The sequence below is a fragment of the Neobacillus niacini genome (assembly GCF_023715415.1).
Classification (GTDB): domain Bacteria; phylum Bacillota; class Bacilli; order Bacillales; family Cytobacillaceae; genus Neobacillus; species Neobacillus niacini_C.
Genome location: NZ_JAMBOB010000003.1, coordinates 150,617 through 170,678 on the forward strand (window position 1 = coordinate 150,617; position 20,062 = coordinate 170,678).

The 20,062-nt window shown below is 37.8% G+C and carries 15 protein-coding genes and 1 pseudogene; 13 read left to right on the plus strand and 3 right to left on the minus strand.

The window, feature by feature from the left end:
• Positions 1–187: 187 nt before the first annotated feature.
• The 12 genes and pseudogenes from M3189_RS07335 to M3189_RS27305 form a co-directional block, all read left to right on the plus strand.
• Positions 188–1,108 carry a DUF1002 domain-containing protein gene (locus tag M3189_RS07335; protein ID WP_251633170.1) on the plus strand — a complete coding sequence of 307 codons (921 nt, stop codon included), beginning with the start codon at positions 188–190 and terminating at the stop codon, positions 1,106–1,108.
• Positions 1,109–1,414: 306 nt separating this feature from the next.
• Complete coding sequence (gene ftsZ, locus M3189_RS07340) at positions 1,415–2,542, plus strand: cell division protein FtsZ (RefSeq protein WP_285889451.1); 1,128 nt, start codon at positions 1,415–1,417, stop codon at positions 2,540–2,542.
• A gap of 149 nt (positions 2,543–2,691) precedes the next feature.
• A complete protein-coding gene (locus tag M3189_RS07345; protein WP_251633172.1) occupies positions 2,692–3,675 on the plus strand; it encodes a proline dehydrogenase family protein in 984 nt (327 codons plus the stop codon).
• Between the two features lie 152 nt (positions 3,676–3,827).
• Positions 3,828–4,820: a TAXI family TRAP transporter solute-binding subunit gene (locus tag M3189_RS07350; RefSeq protein ID WP_251633173.1), complete on the plus strand. Its 993-nt coding sequence runs from the start codon at positions 3,828–3,830 to the stop codon at positions 4,818–4,820.
• Positions 4,821–4,896: 76 nt separating this feature from the next.
• Entirely contained in the window at positions 4,897–5,418 is a 522-nt protein-coding gene (locus tag M3189_RS07355; RefSeq protein ID WP_251633174.1) for a DUF1850 domain-containing protein, read from the plus strand.
• Positions 5,405–7,357, plus strand: a complete 1,953-nt coding sequence (locus M3189_RS07360; RefSeq protein ID WP_285889454.1) for a TRAP transporter permease — start codon at positions 5,405–5,407, stop codon at positions 7,355–7,357. The genes M3189_RS07355 and M3189_RS07360 overlap by 14 nt, the downstream gene beginning before the upstream one ends.
• Positions 7,358–7,538: 181 nt before the next feature.
• On the plus strand, positions 7,539–9,074 hold the full coding sequence (locus M3189_RS07365; protein WP_251633175.1) for a DHA2 family efflux MFS transporter permease subunit: 1,536 nt from the start codon (positions 7,539–7,541) through the stop codon (positions 9,072–9,074).
• A gap of 179 nt (positions 9,075–9,253) precedes the next feature.
• Positions 9,254–10,393 (plus strand): acyltransferase family protein, encoded by a 1,140-nt coding sequence (locus M3189_RS07370; protein WP_251633176.1) that lies wholly within the window; start codon positions 9,254–9,256, stop codon positions 10,391–10,393.
• 228 nt (positions 10,394–10,621) lie between these two features.
• Entirely contained in the window at positions 10,622–11,749 is a 1,128-nt protein-coding gene (locus M3189_RS07375) for a glycerate kinase (RefSeq protein WP_251633177.1), read from the plus strand.
• Between the two features lie 109 nt (positions 11,750–11,858).
• Positions 11,859–12,419, plus strand: a complete 561-nt coding sequence (locus tag M3189_RS07380) for a DNA-3-methyladenine glycosylase I (RefSeq protein WP_251633178.1) — start codon at positions 11,859–11,861, stop codon at positions 12,417–12,419.
• Between the two features lie 243 nt (positions 12,420–12,662).
• Positions 12,663–13,709, plus strand: a complete 1,047-nt coding sequence (locus M3189_RS07385) for a VanW family protein (RefSeq protein ID WP_251633179.1) — start codon at positions 12,663–12,665, stop codon at positions 13,707–13,709.
• Positions 13,710–13,792: 83 nt separating this feature from the next.
• A pseudogene (locus tag M3189_RS27305) lies at positions 13,793–13,885 on the plus strand (DUF1259 domain-containing protein); the annotation flags it as partial.
• A 16-nt stretch (positions 13,886–13,901) separates the two neighbouring features.
• Here the strand turns inward: M3189_RS27305 and M3189_RS07390 are convergent.
• Together M3189_RS07390 and M3189_RS07395 are read right to left on the minus strand one after the other, a co-directional pair.
• Entirely contained in the window at positions 13,902–14,177 is a 276-nt protein-coding gene (locus M3189_RS07390) for a hypothetical protein (protein ID WP_251633180.1), read from the minus strand.
• 165 nt (positions 14,178–14,342) lie between these two features.
• The gene (locus tag M3189_RS07395; RefSeq protein WP_251633181.1) at positions 14,343–16,049 is read right to left on the minus strand and encodes a hypothetical protein; all 1,707 of its coding nucleotides are present in this window, start codon (positions 16,047–16,049) and stop codon (positions 14,343–14,345) included.
• A gap of 152 nt (positions 16,050–16,201) precedes the next feature.
• On the opposite strand from M3189_RS07395, the gene M3189_RS07400 reads away from it, so the two are divergent.
• Positions 16,202–17,998, plus strand: a complete 1,797-nt coding sequence (locus tag M3189_RS07400; protein WP_251633182.1) for a bifunctional metallophosphatase/5'-nucleotidase — start codon at positions 16,202–16,204, stop codon at positions 17,996–17,998.
• 166 nt (positions 17,999–18,164) lie between these two features.
• On the opposite strand, the gene pepF is transcribed toward M3189_RS07400, so the two are convergent.
• Positions 18,165–19,979, minus strand: a complete 1,815-nt coding sequence (gene pepF, locus M3189_RS07405; protein WP_251633183.1) for an oligoendopeptidase F — start codon at positions 19,977–19,979, stop codon at positions 18,165–18,167.
• Between the last annotated feature and the right edge of the window lie 83 nt (positions 19,980–20,062).

Sequence of the window (20,062 nt, forward strand, 5' to 3'; positions counted from 1 at the left end):
AAAGGAATCATTGAAGGGGTAAAAAAGCTTTTAAATGAGATTTAAGTTGTGTAATATATTCATAACTCTGAACTAAAATAAATACTGGTAATAAAATTTGGAGTTGATTTATTTAGCTGAAACCTATTTGCCTATTTATTCGTCTCTTAGGTTGAAGCAACTTAGAAATTTGGTAAGGAGAGAAAATATGAAACGTTTTTATAAGGTGGCGGCATTTGCTATCATTCTTGCTTTATTATTTTCAGTAAGTAGTACAAGCATGGTGTTCGCCGATACGAATGGTAATAATGAAGAGAGTATCAACGAAAAGTTTGGGCTGCCAATTGTGGTTTACGGAGCAGCATTATCTGAAGCACAAAAGGATGAGGTTAGAAAGCTATTAAAGGTAAGTGATAAAAGCAAGGTAAAAGAGATTACTGTAACAGGAGAAGATCTGGTTACTTATATTAAAGGCGATGCACACTCCAATATGTATTCCTCTGCTAAAATCACCAGAAAGGATTCTGGTGAAGGACTCGTCATTAATCAGGTGACTCCCGAAAACATTACCGAGGTTACTGATGAAATGTATGCCAATGCTTTATTGACGGCTGGAATTCAGGATGCCGTTGTGGATGTGGCTTCTCCGGTGAAAGTTAGCGGACATTCTGCGTTAGTAGGAATCTATAAAGCCTATGATGCGGGAGAAGGTGCAGGACTAAATAAAGAACGGACAGAGGTTGCGAATGAAGAGTTGAATTTAGCAACGGATTTGGCTAAAAAGGAAGGGTTAGATCAGGATAAAGTGAGTGAGCTATTGACTGAAATAAAAAAGGAAATAGCAGAGCAGAATCCAGCAACCAAGGAAGAACTGGCTGCCATTATTGATGAAAAATTAAAGACATTAGAAATTAATTTAAGTGCTGAGGACAGGCAGCTTTTACTAGACTTATTTGAAAAAATGAGAGACCTTAACATTAATTTCGATAATGTTAAATCACAGCTCGAGAATCTTACAAAAGATATTCAGCAACGAATAGAAGAAGCAGTAGGCGACAAGAATTTTCTGCAAAAAGTAGCAGATTTCTTTAGAGAATTAATCGAAAGTATTAAAAGTATATTCTCATAATTCCTTGGCTCAGTCTTTGAACTGGGCCTTTCGTATGTTTGTAATATAATTTTAATGATAAAATAAAAAGGAGTTTCATTAGGACTATATAAAAATCCCCAGTTTTTTGTTAAAATAGAATCTAAGAATAAAGTTTCGACAAAATTCACAAAAATATGCTTTAGGTAGATTATAATGAATACGAGTGTAATAAATCTTCTATAAAGCTTTAATTTTAAAAATACTCATTTGAATTTTTCGAATTTTGAATATGAGACATAAGAATTATGCGGGAGCAGGAGGAAATCTATCGTGTGGGATTTTGAAATGGACATAGATCAAGTTGCAAGAATTAAAGTAATCGGTGTCGGCGGCGGCGGTAATAACGCCGTAAACCGAATGATAGAAGACGGGGTTCAAGGCGTAGAATTTATTGCAGTTAATACAGATGCGCAAGCTCTTAAACTATCAAAAGCAGAAATTAAAATGCAAATTGGTGCAACTTTAACAAGAGGCTTAGGTGCCGGTGCCAATCCTGAAGTTGGCAGAAATGCAGTTGAGGAAAGCAGAAAGCAAATCCAAGAAGTTTTAAAAGGAGCAGATATGGTCTTTGTTACCGCTGGTATGGGCGGAGGAACTGGGACTGGAGCTGCACCGGCTATTGCTCAAATCTCCCGTGAGCTAGGTGCTTTAACCATTGGTGTTGTGACACGTCCATTTGGATTTGAGGGACGTAAACGCTCTACCAATGCAGCAGCCGGGATTGATTTGATGCGAGAAGCAGTAGATACTCTGATTATTGTACCGAATGATCGCTTGCTGCAAATCGTAGATAAGAAGACTCCTATGATTCAAGCTTTCCGTGAAGCGGATAACGTACTGAGACAGGGTGTGCAAGGGATTTCTGATTTAATTGCGGTTCCTGGATTAATTAACCTTGATTTTGCAGATGTCAAAACCATTATGTCCAATCAAGGGACAGCATTAATGGGTATTGGTTTAGCTAAAGGTAAAGACCGTGCAGTCGAAGCAGCGAAGAAAGCCATTTCTAGTCCATTACTAGAAACTTCGATTGATGGTGCACAGGGTGTGCTAATGAACATCACAGGGGGCAGTAATTTAAGTCTTTATGAGGTTCAAGAAGCGGCAGATATCGTTTCCTCTGCTGCAGACAAGGAATTAAATATGATTTTCGGTTCAATTATCAATGAAGACTTTAAAGATGAGATTATGATAACGGTCATCGCTACTGGTTTTTCTGAAACAGAACTTTCATCTAGAAAAAGTGCTGCTGTTCCTACAAGGGATACTAATTCTAGACCACAGTCACAAGGCTTTTCACGACGTGAGCAAAGTGTTCAAGAAGAGCCAGCACAAAGTCATGAAAGACCAAGACAACAATCAGACGATGCGTTAGATATCCCAACTTTTCTGCGTAATCGAAATAGAAGATAAAAGCTTACAATGAAGGCCGCTTGAGAATAACCTCGGCGGTCTTTTTTTGATTAGAATAAAGCGCATACATTTTTTTAAAAAATTTAAGGTCAATTTAAAACACTTATGCTAAAATAATATTGAAATAACAACAGCAAGGAGAAAACGCTATGTTGAAAGATATTTTTATAGGCTTATCTCAAAATCAATTTCTAAATAGTGCAGCTAAAAAGTATGGCTTAAAACTGGGTGCACAAAGTGTTGTTGCAGGTACCAATATTGATGAAGTAATAAAAAGTATTAAAGAGTTAAATGCACACGGTATCTCTTGTACAGTAGATAACCTAGGTGAATTCGTCTTTAAAGAAGAAGAAGCGACAGAAGCAAAGGAACAAATTCTTAACGTGATTGAAGCGATTCATGAGCATAAAGTGGATGCGCATATTTCTTTAAAACCTACTCAAATTGGTTTGGATATTGAGTACAATTTCTGCTTAAGTAATCTAAGAGAAATCGTTGATAGAGCAAACAACTATGGTATTTTTGTTAATATTGACATGGAAGATACCAGCCATCTTCAGCCTACTTTTGATGTATTGGATGAATTGTCCAAGGAATATGATAACGTAGGAACGGTTATACAAGCTTATTTGCTTCGTGCTGATGAATACCTAGAAAAGTATCAAAACTACCGTCTGCGTATTGTAAAAGGGGCATATAAGGAGCCCGCTGAATACGCTTACCAAGATAAAAAAGATATCGATGCAAACTTTATTAAATTAATCGAGTGGCATTTATTAAACGGTAAATTCACTTCGATTGCAACCCATGATCATCACATTATTAACCATGTGAAGGAATTTGTTAAGAAAAACAACATCCCAAATGAGCAATTTGAGATTCAAATGCTTTATGGTTTTAGAAAGGAACTTCAACTTCAATTAGCAAGTGAAGGATATAATTTCTGTACGTATGTTCCATTTGGAAATGACTGGTATGGGTATTTCATGAGGAGGCTTGCAGAAAGACCTCAAAACTTAAATCTAGTAGCTAAGCAAGTTTTTAACAAAAAAACAAACACGATTATCGGCGTAGCTACTGGGGCATTTTTATTAGGAAGAATGACGAAAAATGCTAAGAAAAAACGTAAATAAGTAAATTGTAAACCCTTTCTATTGAGAGGGTTTTTCTTTTTATCAACAATATAGGTCTAAAGAACTATTATTGTCAAAATTGACAAGTTTGTACCTTATCATTAATAAGTATTGATTGATGGACTGCATTTTATAAAAAGGGGGAAATTTGTATGAAAAAGAAAAGGTTTTATCTGTCGATGGTCTTTCTCTTAACACTCTCTATGATTCTTGCAGCATGTGGAAACAAGGAGGAGGGTGGGGAGAAGCCGGCAAATGATGCGGAAGAAAAGCCGCAATTCATTAGTATTTTAACAGGTGGTACAGGCGGAACTTACTACCCATTAGGCGGTTCCTTTGCTGAGATTATTAAAGATGAAACAGGAATTGATACGAATGCTGAAACTAGCGGTGCTTCTGCTGAGAACATGACCACCCTTAAGAATGGCGATGCAGAAATTGCTTTTTCCCAAACAGATATTGCTTCGTATGCTGTGGACGGAAAATTAATGTTTGAAAACAATAAGGTTGACAACGTAAAGGCGATTGCTACATTATACCCTGAAACCATTCAAATTGTTACGACCAAGGAGTCCGGAATTACTTCCGTTGAAGATTTAAAAGGTAAAAAGGTATCCGTTGGTGCACCTGGCTCTGGTACAGTAGCAAATGCCGAGCAAATTCTTGAAGTACATGGAATGACATTTGCGGATATTGAAAAACAAGATTTATCCTTTGATGAGTCTACACAAGGGATTCAAGATGGAACGATTGATGCGGCCTTCGTAACAGCCGGAACACCTACAGGAGCAGTTGAAAGCCTTGGGGCAACAGAAGATGTAGTCATTGTTCCTATTGAACAAGACAAAATTGATAGTCTTATTGAAAAGTATCCATTTTATGTAAAGGAAGAAATCCCATCAGGAACATATGGTTTAGAGTCTGCGGTAACAACCGTTGCAGTTCAAGCGATGTTAGTAGCCAGTGCTGAACTTTCAGAGAACGTTGTTTATGAAATAACGAAAGCCATTTTTGAAAATCTTGATAAAGTGACACATGCAAAAGGAAAATTAATTAAGGTTGAAAATGCTTTAAATGGTGTGGGGATTGATGTTCATCCTGGTGCACAGAAATACTTTGATGAAAAAGGCGTCAAAGCAGAGTAAATGATTCCCTTTTTCTAACATTATCTGGCCGGCTGAACAGCAGCTGGCCTCCTTTTCTACTGAATTGGAGGAGGAAATGCGAAAACTTCAAATAATCCTATATCTATTAGTATTCATTATTATCCTAATTGTCTTAGCATTCATACCATTTCAGAGAGCAATTGTCTTCCAGCCAAATCACAGCCAAGCAGTACTTGCTTACATTCCTATCAAAGAAGAAACACATTTTCAAATCAAATACACGCATTCCATTCATTTATCCGATGTCATCGAAAGCTTTAAAATTACTCCCAACCACCTGATTCAACTATATGAGCTGATGTATGAGGATTTTGCTATCGGCATGCCATCAAATGCTGAGGAAGGAGAAACATTTGAGGAAAAGGATGGAGCTTACTACATCAAAAATATGAAACGAGTATTTCCTTTTTTTCATTTACGAATCGGACAGGTTCGTGCTAATCATACTGTGATTTATAAAAATAGGGAATATCCATTATCTCGTTCGATAAAACCTGGCACTTCAGTAAAAGTAGAAATCCGAAAATTGAACTTTTTGAAGCTATGGAAAGGAGTGAATATCCTTGAGTCAATATGATACCGCCTTGTCGGAAGAGAAACAGCAGGAGCTTTTGGAGAAATATGATCCGGAGGCAGGAACCAGGAAGTTAAAAGGGGCTGCAGGCTGGATTGCCTTTGCTGGATTACTTGCCTTTTCATTATTCCATTTATATACAGGTGTATTTGGTATGTTAACAGCTCAACTTCAACGCTCTATTCATTTGGGCTTCGCACTTGCACTTATATTCATATTATTTCCAGCACGAAAGAAAAATAGGGGAAAAGAATATAAGGTGGCTTGGTATGATATCATCTTAGCCATTATTTCTGTCATTGTTGGCGCCTATTGGCCTGTCTTGATTGATGATTTAGTCTTAAGGACGGGAAATATCACTCAGATTGATTTTTTTGTTGGTCTTTCGGCAATTTTACTAGTATTAGAGGCTACTCGTAGGACAGTTGGTTTGCCGATTACCATTATTGCAATTGTTTTTATGGGTTATGCAGTTTTTGGACCTTATATGCCGAGTGTCATTGCACATCGAGGTCTAGAATTGGATCGACTGGTGCAAACGATGTTTTTTACAACTGAGGGTATTCTAGGTACCCCGATTGGCGTATCCTCCACTTTTATCTTTCTATTCTTACTGTTTGGCTCTTTCTTAATTAAGACTGGGGTTGGGGAGTATTTTAACGACCTTTCCATCGCTATTGCCGGGAGGAGTGTAGGTGGTCCTGCTAAAGTGGCTATTTTTTCAAGTGCTTTGCAAGGAACAATTAGCGGCAGTTCCGTTGCAAATGTGGTGACATCCGGTGCCTTTACGATACCGATGATGAAAAATCTTGGTTATAAAAAGGAATTTGCAGGAGCAGTTGAAGCCTCTTCCTCTACAGGAGGACAGTTAATGCCGCCAATTATGGGAGCAGCAGCGTTCTTAATGGTTGAATTCATCGGAGGTATTAGTTACTGGGAGATAGCAAAGGCGGCTGCCATCCCAGCGGTGCTTTATTTTGCAGGTATTTGGATTATGACCCATTTCGAAGCAAAGCGAATTGGTCTTCGTGGGTTAACAAAGGAAGAAATGCCAAGCAGGAAAGAGGTACTTGGAAAACTCTATTTATTACTTCCCATTATCACCATTGTTCTTTTGTTAAGTTCAGGAATGAGTGTTATCCGGGCTGCACTATGGTCGATTGTTATAACGGTTGTGGTCAGTGCGTTAAAGAAAAATACGAGAATTGGATTTAAAGGAATCATTGATGCTTTAGTAGATGGAGCAAGATCAGCGTTAGGTGTTGCTGCAGCCTGTGCCGCAGCGGGGATTATAGTTGGAGTAGTCACCAAAACGGGATTAGGACTAAAAATGGCAAATGGCTTGCTAGATTTTGCAGGAGGGGCACTATTGCCGACCTTGTTTTTAACAATGATTGCTTCCTTGATATTAGGGATGGGTTCTCCAACGACAGCTAATTATGTCATTACCTCTACCATTGCAGCACCAGCAATTATTTTATTAGGAGTTCCAGATTTATCTGCTCACTTGTTTGTGTTTTATTTTGGAATTGTCGCCGATATCACTCCTCCAGTCGCTCTAGCTGCTTTTGCGGCAGCGGCAATCTCTGGTGGAGAGCCATTTCGAACGGGTGTGGAATCAACAAAGCTTGCCATATCAGCGTTTATCATCCCCTATATGTTTGTTTTGTCACCAGAATTGCTCATGATTGATACCACTTGGACTTATTTAATTTGGGTTGTGTTTACGGCCTTTATTGGAATGATTGCCATAAGTGCGGGGGTTATTGGTTTTTGGATGAGAAAAATGAACTGGACTGAACGGATTGTTTCCTTAGGTACAGGATTATGCTTAATTTACCCGGAAAAAATCTCCGATATCGTCGGGCTAGTTTTGTTTGCTGCTTTGCTTGCTTTGCAATATTTTTATAAACGGGATCAAATTCCTAAAGCACAAAATTAAAAAAATGTACAAACTCGTAGCCGATTTTGGGGTTACGAGTTTCTTGTTTTTCAGAGGTAGTAGAACTTGTCAAATTCTGTATATAAATTACATTGAAATAAAAGTATTGGTAGTTTATGATTGATTTTATGGTCCAAAGTGGAAAGAATGTAAGAAGAATTCAACAGGGGGACACATACGAATGGAACAATCCATAAATAAGATTGACAAGCCGCCCTATGGTATTATCGCTGTATTAATGATTGGTGCCTTTATTGCATTTTTAAATAATACTTTGTTAAATGTGGCATTGCCTTCGATAATGAAGGATTTAGATGTTGATACAGCTACGGTGCAGTGGCTGACGACAGGATTTATGCTCGTCAATGGGATAATGATTCCCACGACCGCCTTTCTAATCCAAAAATACACGGTTCGGCGATTATTCTTAGTCGCAATGGGGCTATTTACAGCTGGGACCATTATCGCTGGCATCGCTCATCACTTTCCTCTGTTATTAACAGCTCGGATGGTTCAGGCATCAGGTTCTGCCATTATGATGCCGCTTTTAATGAACGTTATGTTAGTCAGTTTTCCGATTGAAAAAAGAGGAACGGCTATGGGGGTTTTCGGACTTATTCTTATGTTTGCACCAGCTATTGGACCAACATTGTCTGGCTGGATTATTGAACATTATGATTGGAGAATGTTATTCCATTTTGTTACACCAATTGCAGCGATTATACTATTCATAGGATTTTTGAAACTGAAGGATAAAAAAGAGAAAGTGGATATTAAGCTTGATTTCTTTTCGTTATTGCTGTCAAGTATCGGTTTCGGTGGTTTGCTCTATGGATTTAGTTCAGCGGGCAGTAAAGGCTGGGACAGCCCGCAGGTGTATTTAACCATCATCATCGGGGTTGTTTCGTTGGTTTGGTTTATCTTACGCCAATTGAAGCAAGAGCGGCCAATGCTGAATTTCAGGGTTTTTAAATATAACATGTTTGCACTTTCATCGGCTATTTCGATGATTGTGAATATTGCCATGTTTTCAGGGTTTCTGCTTCTCCCTATTTATGTTCAAACAATCCGCGGGATTTCTCCATTGGATGCAGGATTAATGTTATTGCCGGGAGCCCTTGTGAATGCTTTCATGTCACCTGTTACCGGAAGATTATTTGACAAATTTGGCGGTCGTATCTTAGCCATTACAGGTTTGTTCATTACCACGGTTACTACCTATTTATTCAGCATGCTATCGTTTGAAACGACCTATATGTATATGGTTTTTTTACATGCGATTCGTATGTTTGGAATGTCAATGGTGTTTATGCCTGTGTCAACCAATGGATTGAATCAGTTGCCGCCGCGTTTTTATCCCCATGGTACGGCAATGAACAATACCATGCAACAGGTATCTGCTGCCATTGGTACAGGATTATTGATTACTCTTATGTCTAATCGTTCTGCTTCTTATGGAAAAGAACTAACTGAATCTGCTATGCAAAATTTGACACAGCAGCCAACAGAAGCAGCCCTAGCCCAAATGCAACAACAAATTGCTTTGGAAGCCATGTTAGAAGGTATTAATTATACTTTCTTGATTTCAGCTATTATTATTGGTGTTGCCCTAATTCTTGCGTTTTATATAAAACGAGCCAAACCTGATGAGGAGAACTTAGAAGAAAATCAACCTAAAAACAGTGAAAATATGATAAAGAAATTAGCAGAAAATTAATCTTACAATAAAGTAGTTCTGCCTATAGAAAACAACAGCCCTTTTTTTGAAGGGCTGTTTGCGTTTTTTTGTTTCTCTTCATTATTCTTCCATTATTCGACAATTAGAATGCTTTTCATATAGTAAAATAGACTGGGAAGGAACGGGAGTATCCTATTTACTGGGGGAGTAATATTTCGATGAATAGACAATATGATTTAGATTGGATAAGAGTATTAGCTACACTTGCCGTGTTCATTTACCATTGCTTCATGTTTTTTAATCCTTGGGCATGGCATGTAAAGAATAACGAAACAGACCCGACCTACATAACAGCACTTTCATTATTTATGAGTACTTGGCTGATGCCAATCTTTTTTGCGGTATCTGGAATCAATTCGTACTATGCACTTCAAAAGAGATCAGGTAGACAATATATGAAGGAAAGATTCGTGCGGCTGGGAATACCACTTGTATTTGGTGTCATGATTCTTACTCCTCCGCAAATCTATATGGAGCGAGTAAGTCACGGGCAATTTTCTGGTTCGTTTTTTAGCTGGTATCCAAACTACTTTGATGGAGTGTATCTTGATATCGGAGGTTCAGGGAATTTTGCTTTTGTAGGTTTGCATCTATGGTATCTATTGGTTCTTTTAATCTTTAGTCTCATTACATTGCCATTCTTTCTAAAAAAGAGACCTGATATTTATAAAGAACTAAAATCTTTACATCTATTTGTATTATCAATTCCTTTGATAATCCTGTCCATCGTAGTAGATGTTGTGAATCTAGGGGGCTGGGATATAAGCTTTTACCTAGTTATTTTTCTATATGGTTATTTTTTCTTTACTAAGACTACCTTCAAGTCTGTTGTTCAAAGGCTGCTGCCCATGACAATGACAATATCCATACTCACTACTGTATTTTTTGTAGTTGGATTCATGACAGGAATGCCATCAGGTAATAGTGGGGCGTCTATTATCCTAGCTTCTGTCAAAGCATTAAGCTGTTGGAGCTGCCTGCTTGTTATTTTTGCATTGTCCGACATAAAGTTATCTATCTCCAATAAATGGTTGGACTATGGAAATAAAGCCTCCATGCCGTTTTATGTTATTCATCAGCCGGTAATTGTTACCTTAGGATTTCTTATTGCAGATTTGGAATGGTCCATTACAGTAAAACTTGTATTTCTACTAGTATCTGGGTTTGTTATCATTAGTATATTTTATCATTTCATTATTTCAAGATGTTCATTTATTCGGCTTCTATTCGGAATGAAAGGGAGTACAAGAAAAATACGTGGTATCAAGCGGAATATACAAAAAAATTTGTATGAATGAAAAAGTAAACTCAGGCTTTACGGTTAGTCTTGAGTTTACTTTTTCATAGGGATTTGTTATTTTTCAGAGAATGTTTATTTAAAAAGAATGGATGTAACAAACATTCTTTCTTAGTAAGATGAATTTTAGTAGGGTGGCTGTTAGGTACCCTATCTTTCACCAACTTTTGGTATAATGAATGAATAATAGATAGAATTTTTCTACTTTAAATGTAAAGGACAGATTATAATGAAGTTTTTGTTAGCGCCTGATTCATTTAAGGAGAGTATGTCTGCAAAAAAAGCTGCTCTGGCAATGGAAAAAGGTATTCGTGCCGTTTTTCCAGATGCAGAATGTGTAATTGTTCCAATGGCAGACGGTGGTGAGGGGACGGTTGAATCACTCGTTAGTATGACGAATGGTGAAATGGTCAAAGTTGAAGCCATTGGTCCGCTAGGTGAGAAGGTTATAGCAGAATATGGTCTTTTAGGTGAAGGTCAAACAGCTGTGATTGAGATGGCAAGTGCAAGTGGGTTAGAATTAATCAAATTAGAAGACCGAAATCCATTAGTGACAACCACATATGGAACCGGTGAACTCATTAAGGATGCTCTTGATAAGGGTGTAAGCCGTATTTTAATTGGAATTGGCGGTAGTGCTACCAATGACGGAGGAGCAGGAATGCTACAGGCTCTTGGTGTTTCTTTTAAGGATAAGAATGGCAAAGAACTTACTTTCGGCGGTGGTGCTTTAAACCAATTAACTTCAATTGATGTAAGTGGGTTAGATAAGAGGATTGAAAATGTACACATTGATGTAGCCTGCGATGTAACCAACCCTTTGACTGGAGAAAATGGCGCATCTGCCATATTTGGTCCGCAAAAAGGTGCAACTCCTGAATTGGTAAAACTTTTGGATGAAAACTTAGCACATTATGCTGAGGTGATTAAGCAAGAATTGGGTAAGGACATTGCACATACAGAAGGTGCTGGTGCTGCTGGTGGTCTTGGCACAGGATTAATGGCATTTTTAAATGCTCATCTTAAAAAAGGCATAGATTTAGTCATAGAATATACGGGTCTTGAGGATAGAATGATAGGGGCAGATTATGTTTTTACTGGGGAAGGCAGCATTGATGGGCAAACATTGTTTGGCAAAACACCTTTTGGCGTAGCTTCGATTGCAATGAAATACTCCATTCCCGTGATTGCATTTGCAGGAAGAATCGGTAAGGGTGTTGAACCGCTTTATGAACACGGAATTACATCTATCGTTGGTATATTAAAAGGTGTTTCTTCTTTGGATGAGGCATTGAAATCTGGCGAAGCAAATTTAGAATTTGCAGCGGAAAATATCTGCCGTGTTTTAAAATCATAGGTTATTAAAACAGTCATCATACGATGGCTGTTTTTTTGTAAAATGTTGATTATTATGGTGGGAAAAGTTAAGTTTGTTTAATATGAGTAAATATGGAGGTAATTATGAAATGAAAAGATGCGGTTGGGTGAATCAGGATCCTCTTTATATTGATTATCATGATCATGAATGGGGAGTGCCTGTGTATGATAATCGATTACTATTTGAATATTTGAACTTAGAGGGTGCTCAAGCAGGATTAAGCTGGTACACAATTTTAAAAAAGAGAGAAAATTACCGTAAAGCGTTTGACCATTTTGAACCAAGTATAATTATTAATTATGATGAAAAGAAAATAGGAGAACTTTTACAAAATGAAGGAATCGTTAGAAATAAACTCAAAATAAATGCTGTCATTACCAATGCAAAGGCATTCTTGAAGGTTAAAGAAGAGTTTGGTTCTTTCAGTGAGTATATTTGGTCTTTTGTAGATGGTAAGCCGATAATAAATCATTTTAAAGATTTATCAGAAGTTCCCGCTACCACGGACATTAGCGATAGATTAAGTAAGGATTTGAAAAAACGAGGCTTTAAATTTGTCGGATCAACCATTTGTTATGCCTTTATGCAAGCGACGGGGATGGTAAATGATCATATCGAATCATGTATTTGCTACGATAAATCCCAGTAAATTATCTATAACTCTCATTTGTTCATAATCTTGTGAAAACTTTTCAAAAATTCTTGAAACCAATTGTGATGAAATCCGTCTAATAAGTGTATCCAATTTAAGGAATTTGTCACAGGGAGTTAGCAGGAATTTTGTGTCTGAAAGTGGAATAGATTAGGGAATGAGAGCGAAATTCTTTTTCTGAATATTCGGAAGTGTTTCGTTGGGGATGACGCGATTTTGGGAAAAGAGGAGAAGCGGTTTATGTCTATACGGACCTGGGTGATTTCAGTCATACTAATTGGTAGTTTAATAGGATTAGCAGGCTGTGCGGAGAAAACAAACGGTAAGGAAGCTGAGCTTGAGAACAAAGTGACAGAACTAGAAAAAAAGCTTGAAGAGCAAAAAGCTGCAGAAGAAGCGGCAAGAAAAGCAGCTGAAGATGCGGAAGCAAAAAGAATTGCCGAGGAAGAAGCGAAAAAGCCGAAGGTTGTAAATGTCATTGACCCTAGTACAAAAGCCGTCTTAAAAAGCCTCATTCCAGTGGATATGGGTTTTGGAAGTGACGATGAAAAATATAAGCAGGAGCTTGAGCAATGGGCTAAAGAGTTAGCAAGGGGAACAGATACGACTCCTGGATATGACTCAAGGATGGTACTTGATAAAATTGATGCAAACGGTCAGGTTATTAAAGGGAAACCAAGAGTGGTGCTTGAAGAAGCAGAACTAGTGACGAAAGTAATCGAGGCTTCCGTCACTGGTGGCGATGTTTTCCTGCCAATCTATGTTACGGAAAGCGGATATAAGCCTGAAGATGCAGCCCACTTATCTGAAGTGGTGGTTGCAACTTATACAACGAAATTTAATCCCAGTGTAACAGGGAGAAACAAAAACATCGAACTGTCTGCAGTGGCTATAGACAATATTATTGTTGGAACAGGGGATATTTTCTCCTTTAATCATACAGTGGGACCGAGTGATGAAGCACATGGATACCAGCCTGCGCAGGAAATTGTGAATAAACAATTGGTTATGGGAATTGGCGGAGGTATCTGTCAAACATCTTCAACCTTATTTAATGCAGTTGATCAATTAGCAATCGAATATGTAGAATGGCACCATCATTCTTTGACAGTGGGGTATGTACCTTCAGGGAGGGATGCAACTGTTTCATATGGTGGAAAAGATTTTCAATTTAAAAACACAGCGGGTGTCCCGTTCCTGATTAAGGCGATTTACAATGGAAATGGTACCCTCACCGTTGAAGTTAGAACATCAGCAGCCTATCAAAGCTTACTGCAAAAGCGATAAGATTTTATTAAAAGGATTTGTGGAGATTAAAGGCACTGTCATTTTTTGATGGTGCCTTTTTGTGTGTTGACATACTTAAATTGGGTCTATCCTTTCTAGCTTTGCCGCAAATGTTTGTGTTTGAATCGATCTCTTCAGACGGCAGGGCACTAAGCTGTGGTGAAACAGTCATCCTGTTTCTATGCGTATTTATTATTTGATTCTTTTTATTATGTATTGGATTAAGTCTATATTGTTATCGATAAAGTTTAATCTATCATGGGAAACAATGGACCATTCAGAGCTTTGATTCATTGCTGAGGTAATATGCTTTATACTAAAAGTGTATCTCGAATAAAGTTCAGAAATCACAAAGCTTAATCTAATTTGTCCATTTTTTTTATTTAAAATATTTCTTATGTCGTCCATTAACCAATCAGGTGAGTTTTCAATTGCATTGTTGACTAAAATATCGAATTCATATGTCATATTTATTCTCCTTAGCAAGGGTATTATTACCAAACTATTTCAATTATACCAATTTCTAAAGGAAATATCATTAATTAGTTTGGTAAACAAATTAAATATTTTTTTATTCTAATCATGAAAAAACACGATGAAGTTCTTAGCCTTTTCATCGTGTTTTATTTTGAATTATTCTAATCCTTCGATTACAATTTCTTTTGCAGGAAGGAAGTTCTCATCCGTATCCAAGTAGGTGACATTTACTATGTCTCCTTCTTTTAAGTAAATGACCAATGGTTCTTTTTCAGAGGATAGGATATAACTTTTCTTGTTGTCTAGAAGGAATGAAACAACGGTGAAATCACCTGATTTTTCCTTATATACACGGAGAACGGTACCAGAAATCTTCTTTTCATCTGCTTTTGAGCTGCCATCAACCGAACCACTGCCTCTTTGCAACGCTGTTTTATATTGCCTTAGAGCTTCGTTTGGTGTGACCCCGAAAACGGATATCTCTGGATTAGCGGCTGAAACGATAAAGTAATTCTGCAAGAAACCATTAGAATCTAGTACAGGTGTCAACCAGCTTGCTTCACCATAGAAATTATAGATAACAGGCATTTCTCCATGCCATTTTTTTTCGATAAATTTCTTTTCAATAATTTGTAGGGCACCTTGCGAATCCATATAGGATTCTTCAGGATTCCCGGTATAATAGGTTGCTTCACCTGTACGCGAATTTGTCAGTGAGTAGCCGAGCATCGAATCGACGCCTTCTTTAGGACTTGTAAAGTCAGTGAAGTAATACATTACACCTTTCTCATCAAAAATAGGGCTTACATTCGCCTCTGTACCTTCATCAGAAGGAAGTTTTACATCCGATTTACCGAATAGACTATTCCAAAATCCATGAATATAGTTTCCGAAGTAACTATTTTGCAAGCTGACAATTTCAGGTGAAACAGCACCATCAATAAATTCTGGAACTTCTGAAATTGAATACGCCTTTGTATCGCCAGTTCTGGAATCCACTACCACAACACCTTTAACATCAAACCCATTTCGAGCAGAAATAAATTCTCCGTAAGAACGGATATAATACGGTTTCCCATCATCATCAATTTCTAATTGAACATCCCCATAGAATATATGTTTAGGGAATTGCATGCGAATGTGACGCTCAATAGATTTACTAAAATAGGATGATGGTGTATAGATCATATCAGACTGAATAAATTTAGTATTAGCAGAAGAATCGGTCGCACTTAAAGTAAAGTACCCAGGTGTTTCTTTCCCTTTCCACCATTTGAAAAATCCAGAGAACTCAACAGGAGCTATATAGACATAATCTCCATTGACCTTTTGAATTTGTAGATTTCCGAGTTCATAATAGCTCGTATTAGGCACTTGACCGAACGCTTTTCTCATTTTATTTCTGGCGAATTCAGGTGGTACACTAGCAGGTGTTTCTTTCTCGTCAAAGGTCTTAATTTCTACTTCTTGCTCCATTTGAGCAATCTCAAATTTTTCATCCGCATTAAAGAGAAAGGCAGTGAGGAAATAAATCCCAAAGATTAGGCTGACTGCAAATAGCCCTGCTTTAACTTTTCTTTCCAATCCAGTGGATACTAATGCACCTAACGCAGTAATGATAATCGCAAACACCCATAAAGAAGAGGGATTCCTATCAAAATTTGTAAAATAATAGTAAGCAAAAACAGAAGGAATCAAAACTACAATAACAGCGATAATTACTCCAGGAAAAAGCCCTCTATCACCATTAGAACTCTTTTTATTACTTTTCTTATCAGTGGAATTTCCATCCCTATAAATCGGTATAAGTATAAGAGCAGACACAATAGCAACAATCAGAACAAACAAAAACATATTCCCCATAACCAAATCCCCTTAATATTCAAGATATCTTTTTACTGAGTCTATATATATACGATTGTATAGGTAGAAAGTTTCAACAATAATTTTTGAATAATCTTTGTGGAAAAGCAAAAAATACCAATGCACTTTAAGAAAAAACTAGGAGGCAATTTATGCAATGGTTTTATAAGATACTGGTATCTTTGCTTACTGTCAGTTTAATTGCTTGTGCGGCCAATCAAAATGCAACTGACCGGAACGGGGCGAACAATCAAAATGCAACACAGGTAACCGATCAATCTAACAATAATAATGTAACACCTATGGATGTCTCCCAAAATAATAGAGGAAATGTTGGTACACTTACTCAAAATTCTTTAGGAAATAATCAAGGATTGTCAGAAGAATACCATGGCCACATTGCAAATCGTCCGGAAACAAAACAAAAAAAGGAAAAACCGCCTGCTGCGAACAACCGTTTTATTCAAGTTCAACTTTTGGGGATTAATGATTTACATGGGCAAATCAATGTAACCCGTAATGTTGGAGGAAAACCGGCAGGTAGAGCAGATTATTTAGCAGCTTATTTAAAACAGAGGGAAGCAGAAAATAAGAATACACTTCTTGTACAGGCCGGGGATATGGTAGGCGCAAGTCCTCCTGCTTCAGCACTTTTACAGGATGAGCCGTCAATCGAGATTTTGAACAAACTTGGCTTCGATATCGGAACTGTAGGCAATCATGAATTTGATGAGGGAGTTAAAGAACTACTTCGTCTTATCAATGGTGGGACTCATGAAGAAACAGGAAATTTTGCCGGTGCCAATTTCCCTTGGGTCGCAGCGAATGTCATTAATCAAAAAACTGGAGATACGATCTTACCTCCTTATAAAATTCTTAAAGTAAATGGGATGGAAATCGGATTTATCGGTGTCGTAACAACGGAGACGCCGACTATTGTAGTTCCAAGCGGTGTTGAAGGAATAACTTTTTCGGATGAAGTTGAATCAATTAATCGAAATGTAGCAGAATTAAAAAAGCAAGGAGTTCGATCAATTGTTGTCTTAGCACATAATCCAGGAACATCAGGTATTAACGGGGAAAATCCAACAGGAGTACTGGTTGATATTGCAAATAAAGTAGATGATGAAGTAGATATCATTTTTGGTGGACATAATCATGCTTATATGAATGCAACAATTGACAACAAACTAATAGTTCAATCCTATTCCTATGGAACTGCATTTTCTGATGTAGATATAGAAATTGATCCGAAAACAAAAGATATTGTTACAAAGAGAGCAGAAATCATAACAACGTTTCAAGAAGGTATAAAACCGGATCCAGAAATTGCAAAGATGGTAGCAGATTACGAAGCGACGGTTGAACCAATTGTTAACAGGGTAATAGGCTCGACCTCGGTTAATTTAACAGCGCTCCGCAATGACAATGGCGAATCCGTACTTGGTGATTTAATAGCTGACGCTCAAAGGCAGGCATTGAATACTGAGATTGCTTTCATGAACCCGGGTGGTATTCGAGCCGATATTAATCCAGGAGATATTACATGGGGAGAAATTTACACAGTTCAACCGTTTAATAATGATATGGTTAAAATGACGATGACTGGGCAGCAAATACGTGATGTGCTCAATCAACAGTGGGGATCAAAAACCACTATGCTTCAAATATCTGGATTCACCTACACATGGGATGAAAATGCGCCAACTGGTCAAAAGGTTGTAAATATCCAACTTCCAGATAGTACCCAACTGGACCCAAATAAAACCTATACTGTAGCAGCAAATATCTTCCTTGCTGGGGGGGGAGATGGTTTTACAGTATTTACGAAGGCGCAAAACAAGGAAATAGGACCCGTGGACTTAGATGTACTCGTAGACTTTATTGGTGCGCAGCCAAAACCTTTCACCTATGAGATTGATAACAGGATTCAAAAAATCAGGTATTAAAAAATAAAGAACGATATATTTAATGACAAAAGCTCTCTCTGAATATCATTCTGGCTCGGTTACGCGCTTTGGAAGGGGAACTATGAAGAAGAAGGCTAAAGTAAAGGATAAGTATAAAAGTGAAAGGCACCCTCCAGAGAAAATTGGAGGGTGCCTTTCACTTCTTTTATTCGTATGACTTTTCTAATTCATCTATTAGTAAACCCACATAAGTTACTGCTTTTCGAACTGGGTCAGGTGTCGACATATCTACTCCAGCACGTTTTAACAGTTCAAGCGGTTTCATTGTTCCACCAGCTCTGAGTACTTCGAGCCAGCGGTCAACAGCAGGCTGGCCTTCTTCTTGAATCAATTGTGCCACTGCCGTAGAAGCGGTCAAGCCCGCCGAATAGGTATATGGATACAAGCCCATGTAATAGTGAGGCTGGCGCATCCAAGTTAAGCTTGCACCTTCATCAATTTCTACAGTATCTCCCCAGAACTCAGAAAGTACATTCCTAGTCAATTCAGATAGAGAATTAGCAGTAAGTGCTTTTCCGCTTTCAGCTAATGCATAAACCCTGCGTTGATATTCTGCCTCTAGTAAATGGGTAACAAAATTATGATAATACGTTCCTAGCAGCTGAAGGACTACCCAGCGGTGCATTTGTTTGTCTTCGTTATTTGCTAATAGGTGCTGTCCTAATAAAAGCTCATTCATCGTAGATGGAGCTTCAATAAAATACATGGAAGGACGAACATTCATGATTCTTTGATTTTTGTTTGCCAAGTAAAAATGACCTGCATGCCCAAATTCATGTGCCAGGGTAAAGCAGCCGCGCATATTATCCTGCCACGTCACCAAAATGTAGGGGTGTGATCCATAAGGACTTGAGCAGAAGGCACCAGTGGATTTCCCGATATTGTCCGCAAGATCGACCCATCTCTCTTTGAAACCTTTTTCAATAATTTCACTGTATTCTGGTCCCATTACTTTTAAAGATTCTAAGATTAGTTGACTAGCTTCTACATAGGTTGTTTCTGGGTTAAAATCAGCATCTAAGGGTGCTTTCAAATCACAAAACTTCATGACATCAAGACCTAATGCCTTTTTCTTTAACTGTGCAAAGCGGCGCATATGAGGTGCTAGCTCTTTGAAAATAATGTCAATCTGGTTGTTGTACATATCAAGTGTTACTTGATGTGGTTCTAAGAGCATTTGTTCAACAGACTGATAGTTTCTTAATCGAGAAAGAGTTACTTGCTTTTTGACTTCTGCAGAATAGGCAGCTGCAATAGTGTTTTTATATTGTTTTAGTGTTGAAACGAAGGAGTCATAGGCTTTTCTTCGTGTTTTTGTATCAGAAGAAAACTCGTAGCGGTTTTCAAATAATGCAAAGGATATCGGTAACTCATTTCCCTCACTATCCCGGATAGGGGCAAAGTCCATGTCTGCTAATTTAGCCATGCTATAAACGGAATAAGGGGCACTATGTACCTCACCTAAAGCGGCTAATACTTCCTCCGTATCTGGTGAAAGTCGATGTTTTTTTGTTTCGAGCAGCTCGAGTAAATCTTTTCGGAAAGGATTAAGTTCCGTTTCCTCTTGAAGGTATTTTTCAATACTTCCAGCTTCTAGTGAAAGAATCTCTGAATTAATAAATGACAATGCGGCAACCATTTTTGTCCGTAATGCCGATAATTTCGCTGAGTTTGACTGATTAATAGGATCTGTCCCATCTGAGGATTGCTTCAAGCTTGCATACGTTGCTGCCTTGACCATTTTCATCAATAAATTTTCCTGAGCAGTCAAGCAAGCTAATAACTCTTTTGAACTAGTATGTAATGACCCTTTAAATTCTTCAATCTTTTCAATATCTCTTTCAATTGCTTCAAGTTCTGATTCCCATGCCTGCTCTGAGACAAATAAATCATCAAGATTCCAAGTTAGTTCCACTGGAACACTTGAACGGATTAGCCGTTTTTCTACAGTCTTTTCCATTAAGTTTCGCCACCTATTAATCTTTCGTTTATCTAAGTAATATCATATATTATTTGAAGATTATAGCAACTAAAAAAATGGAG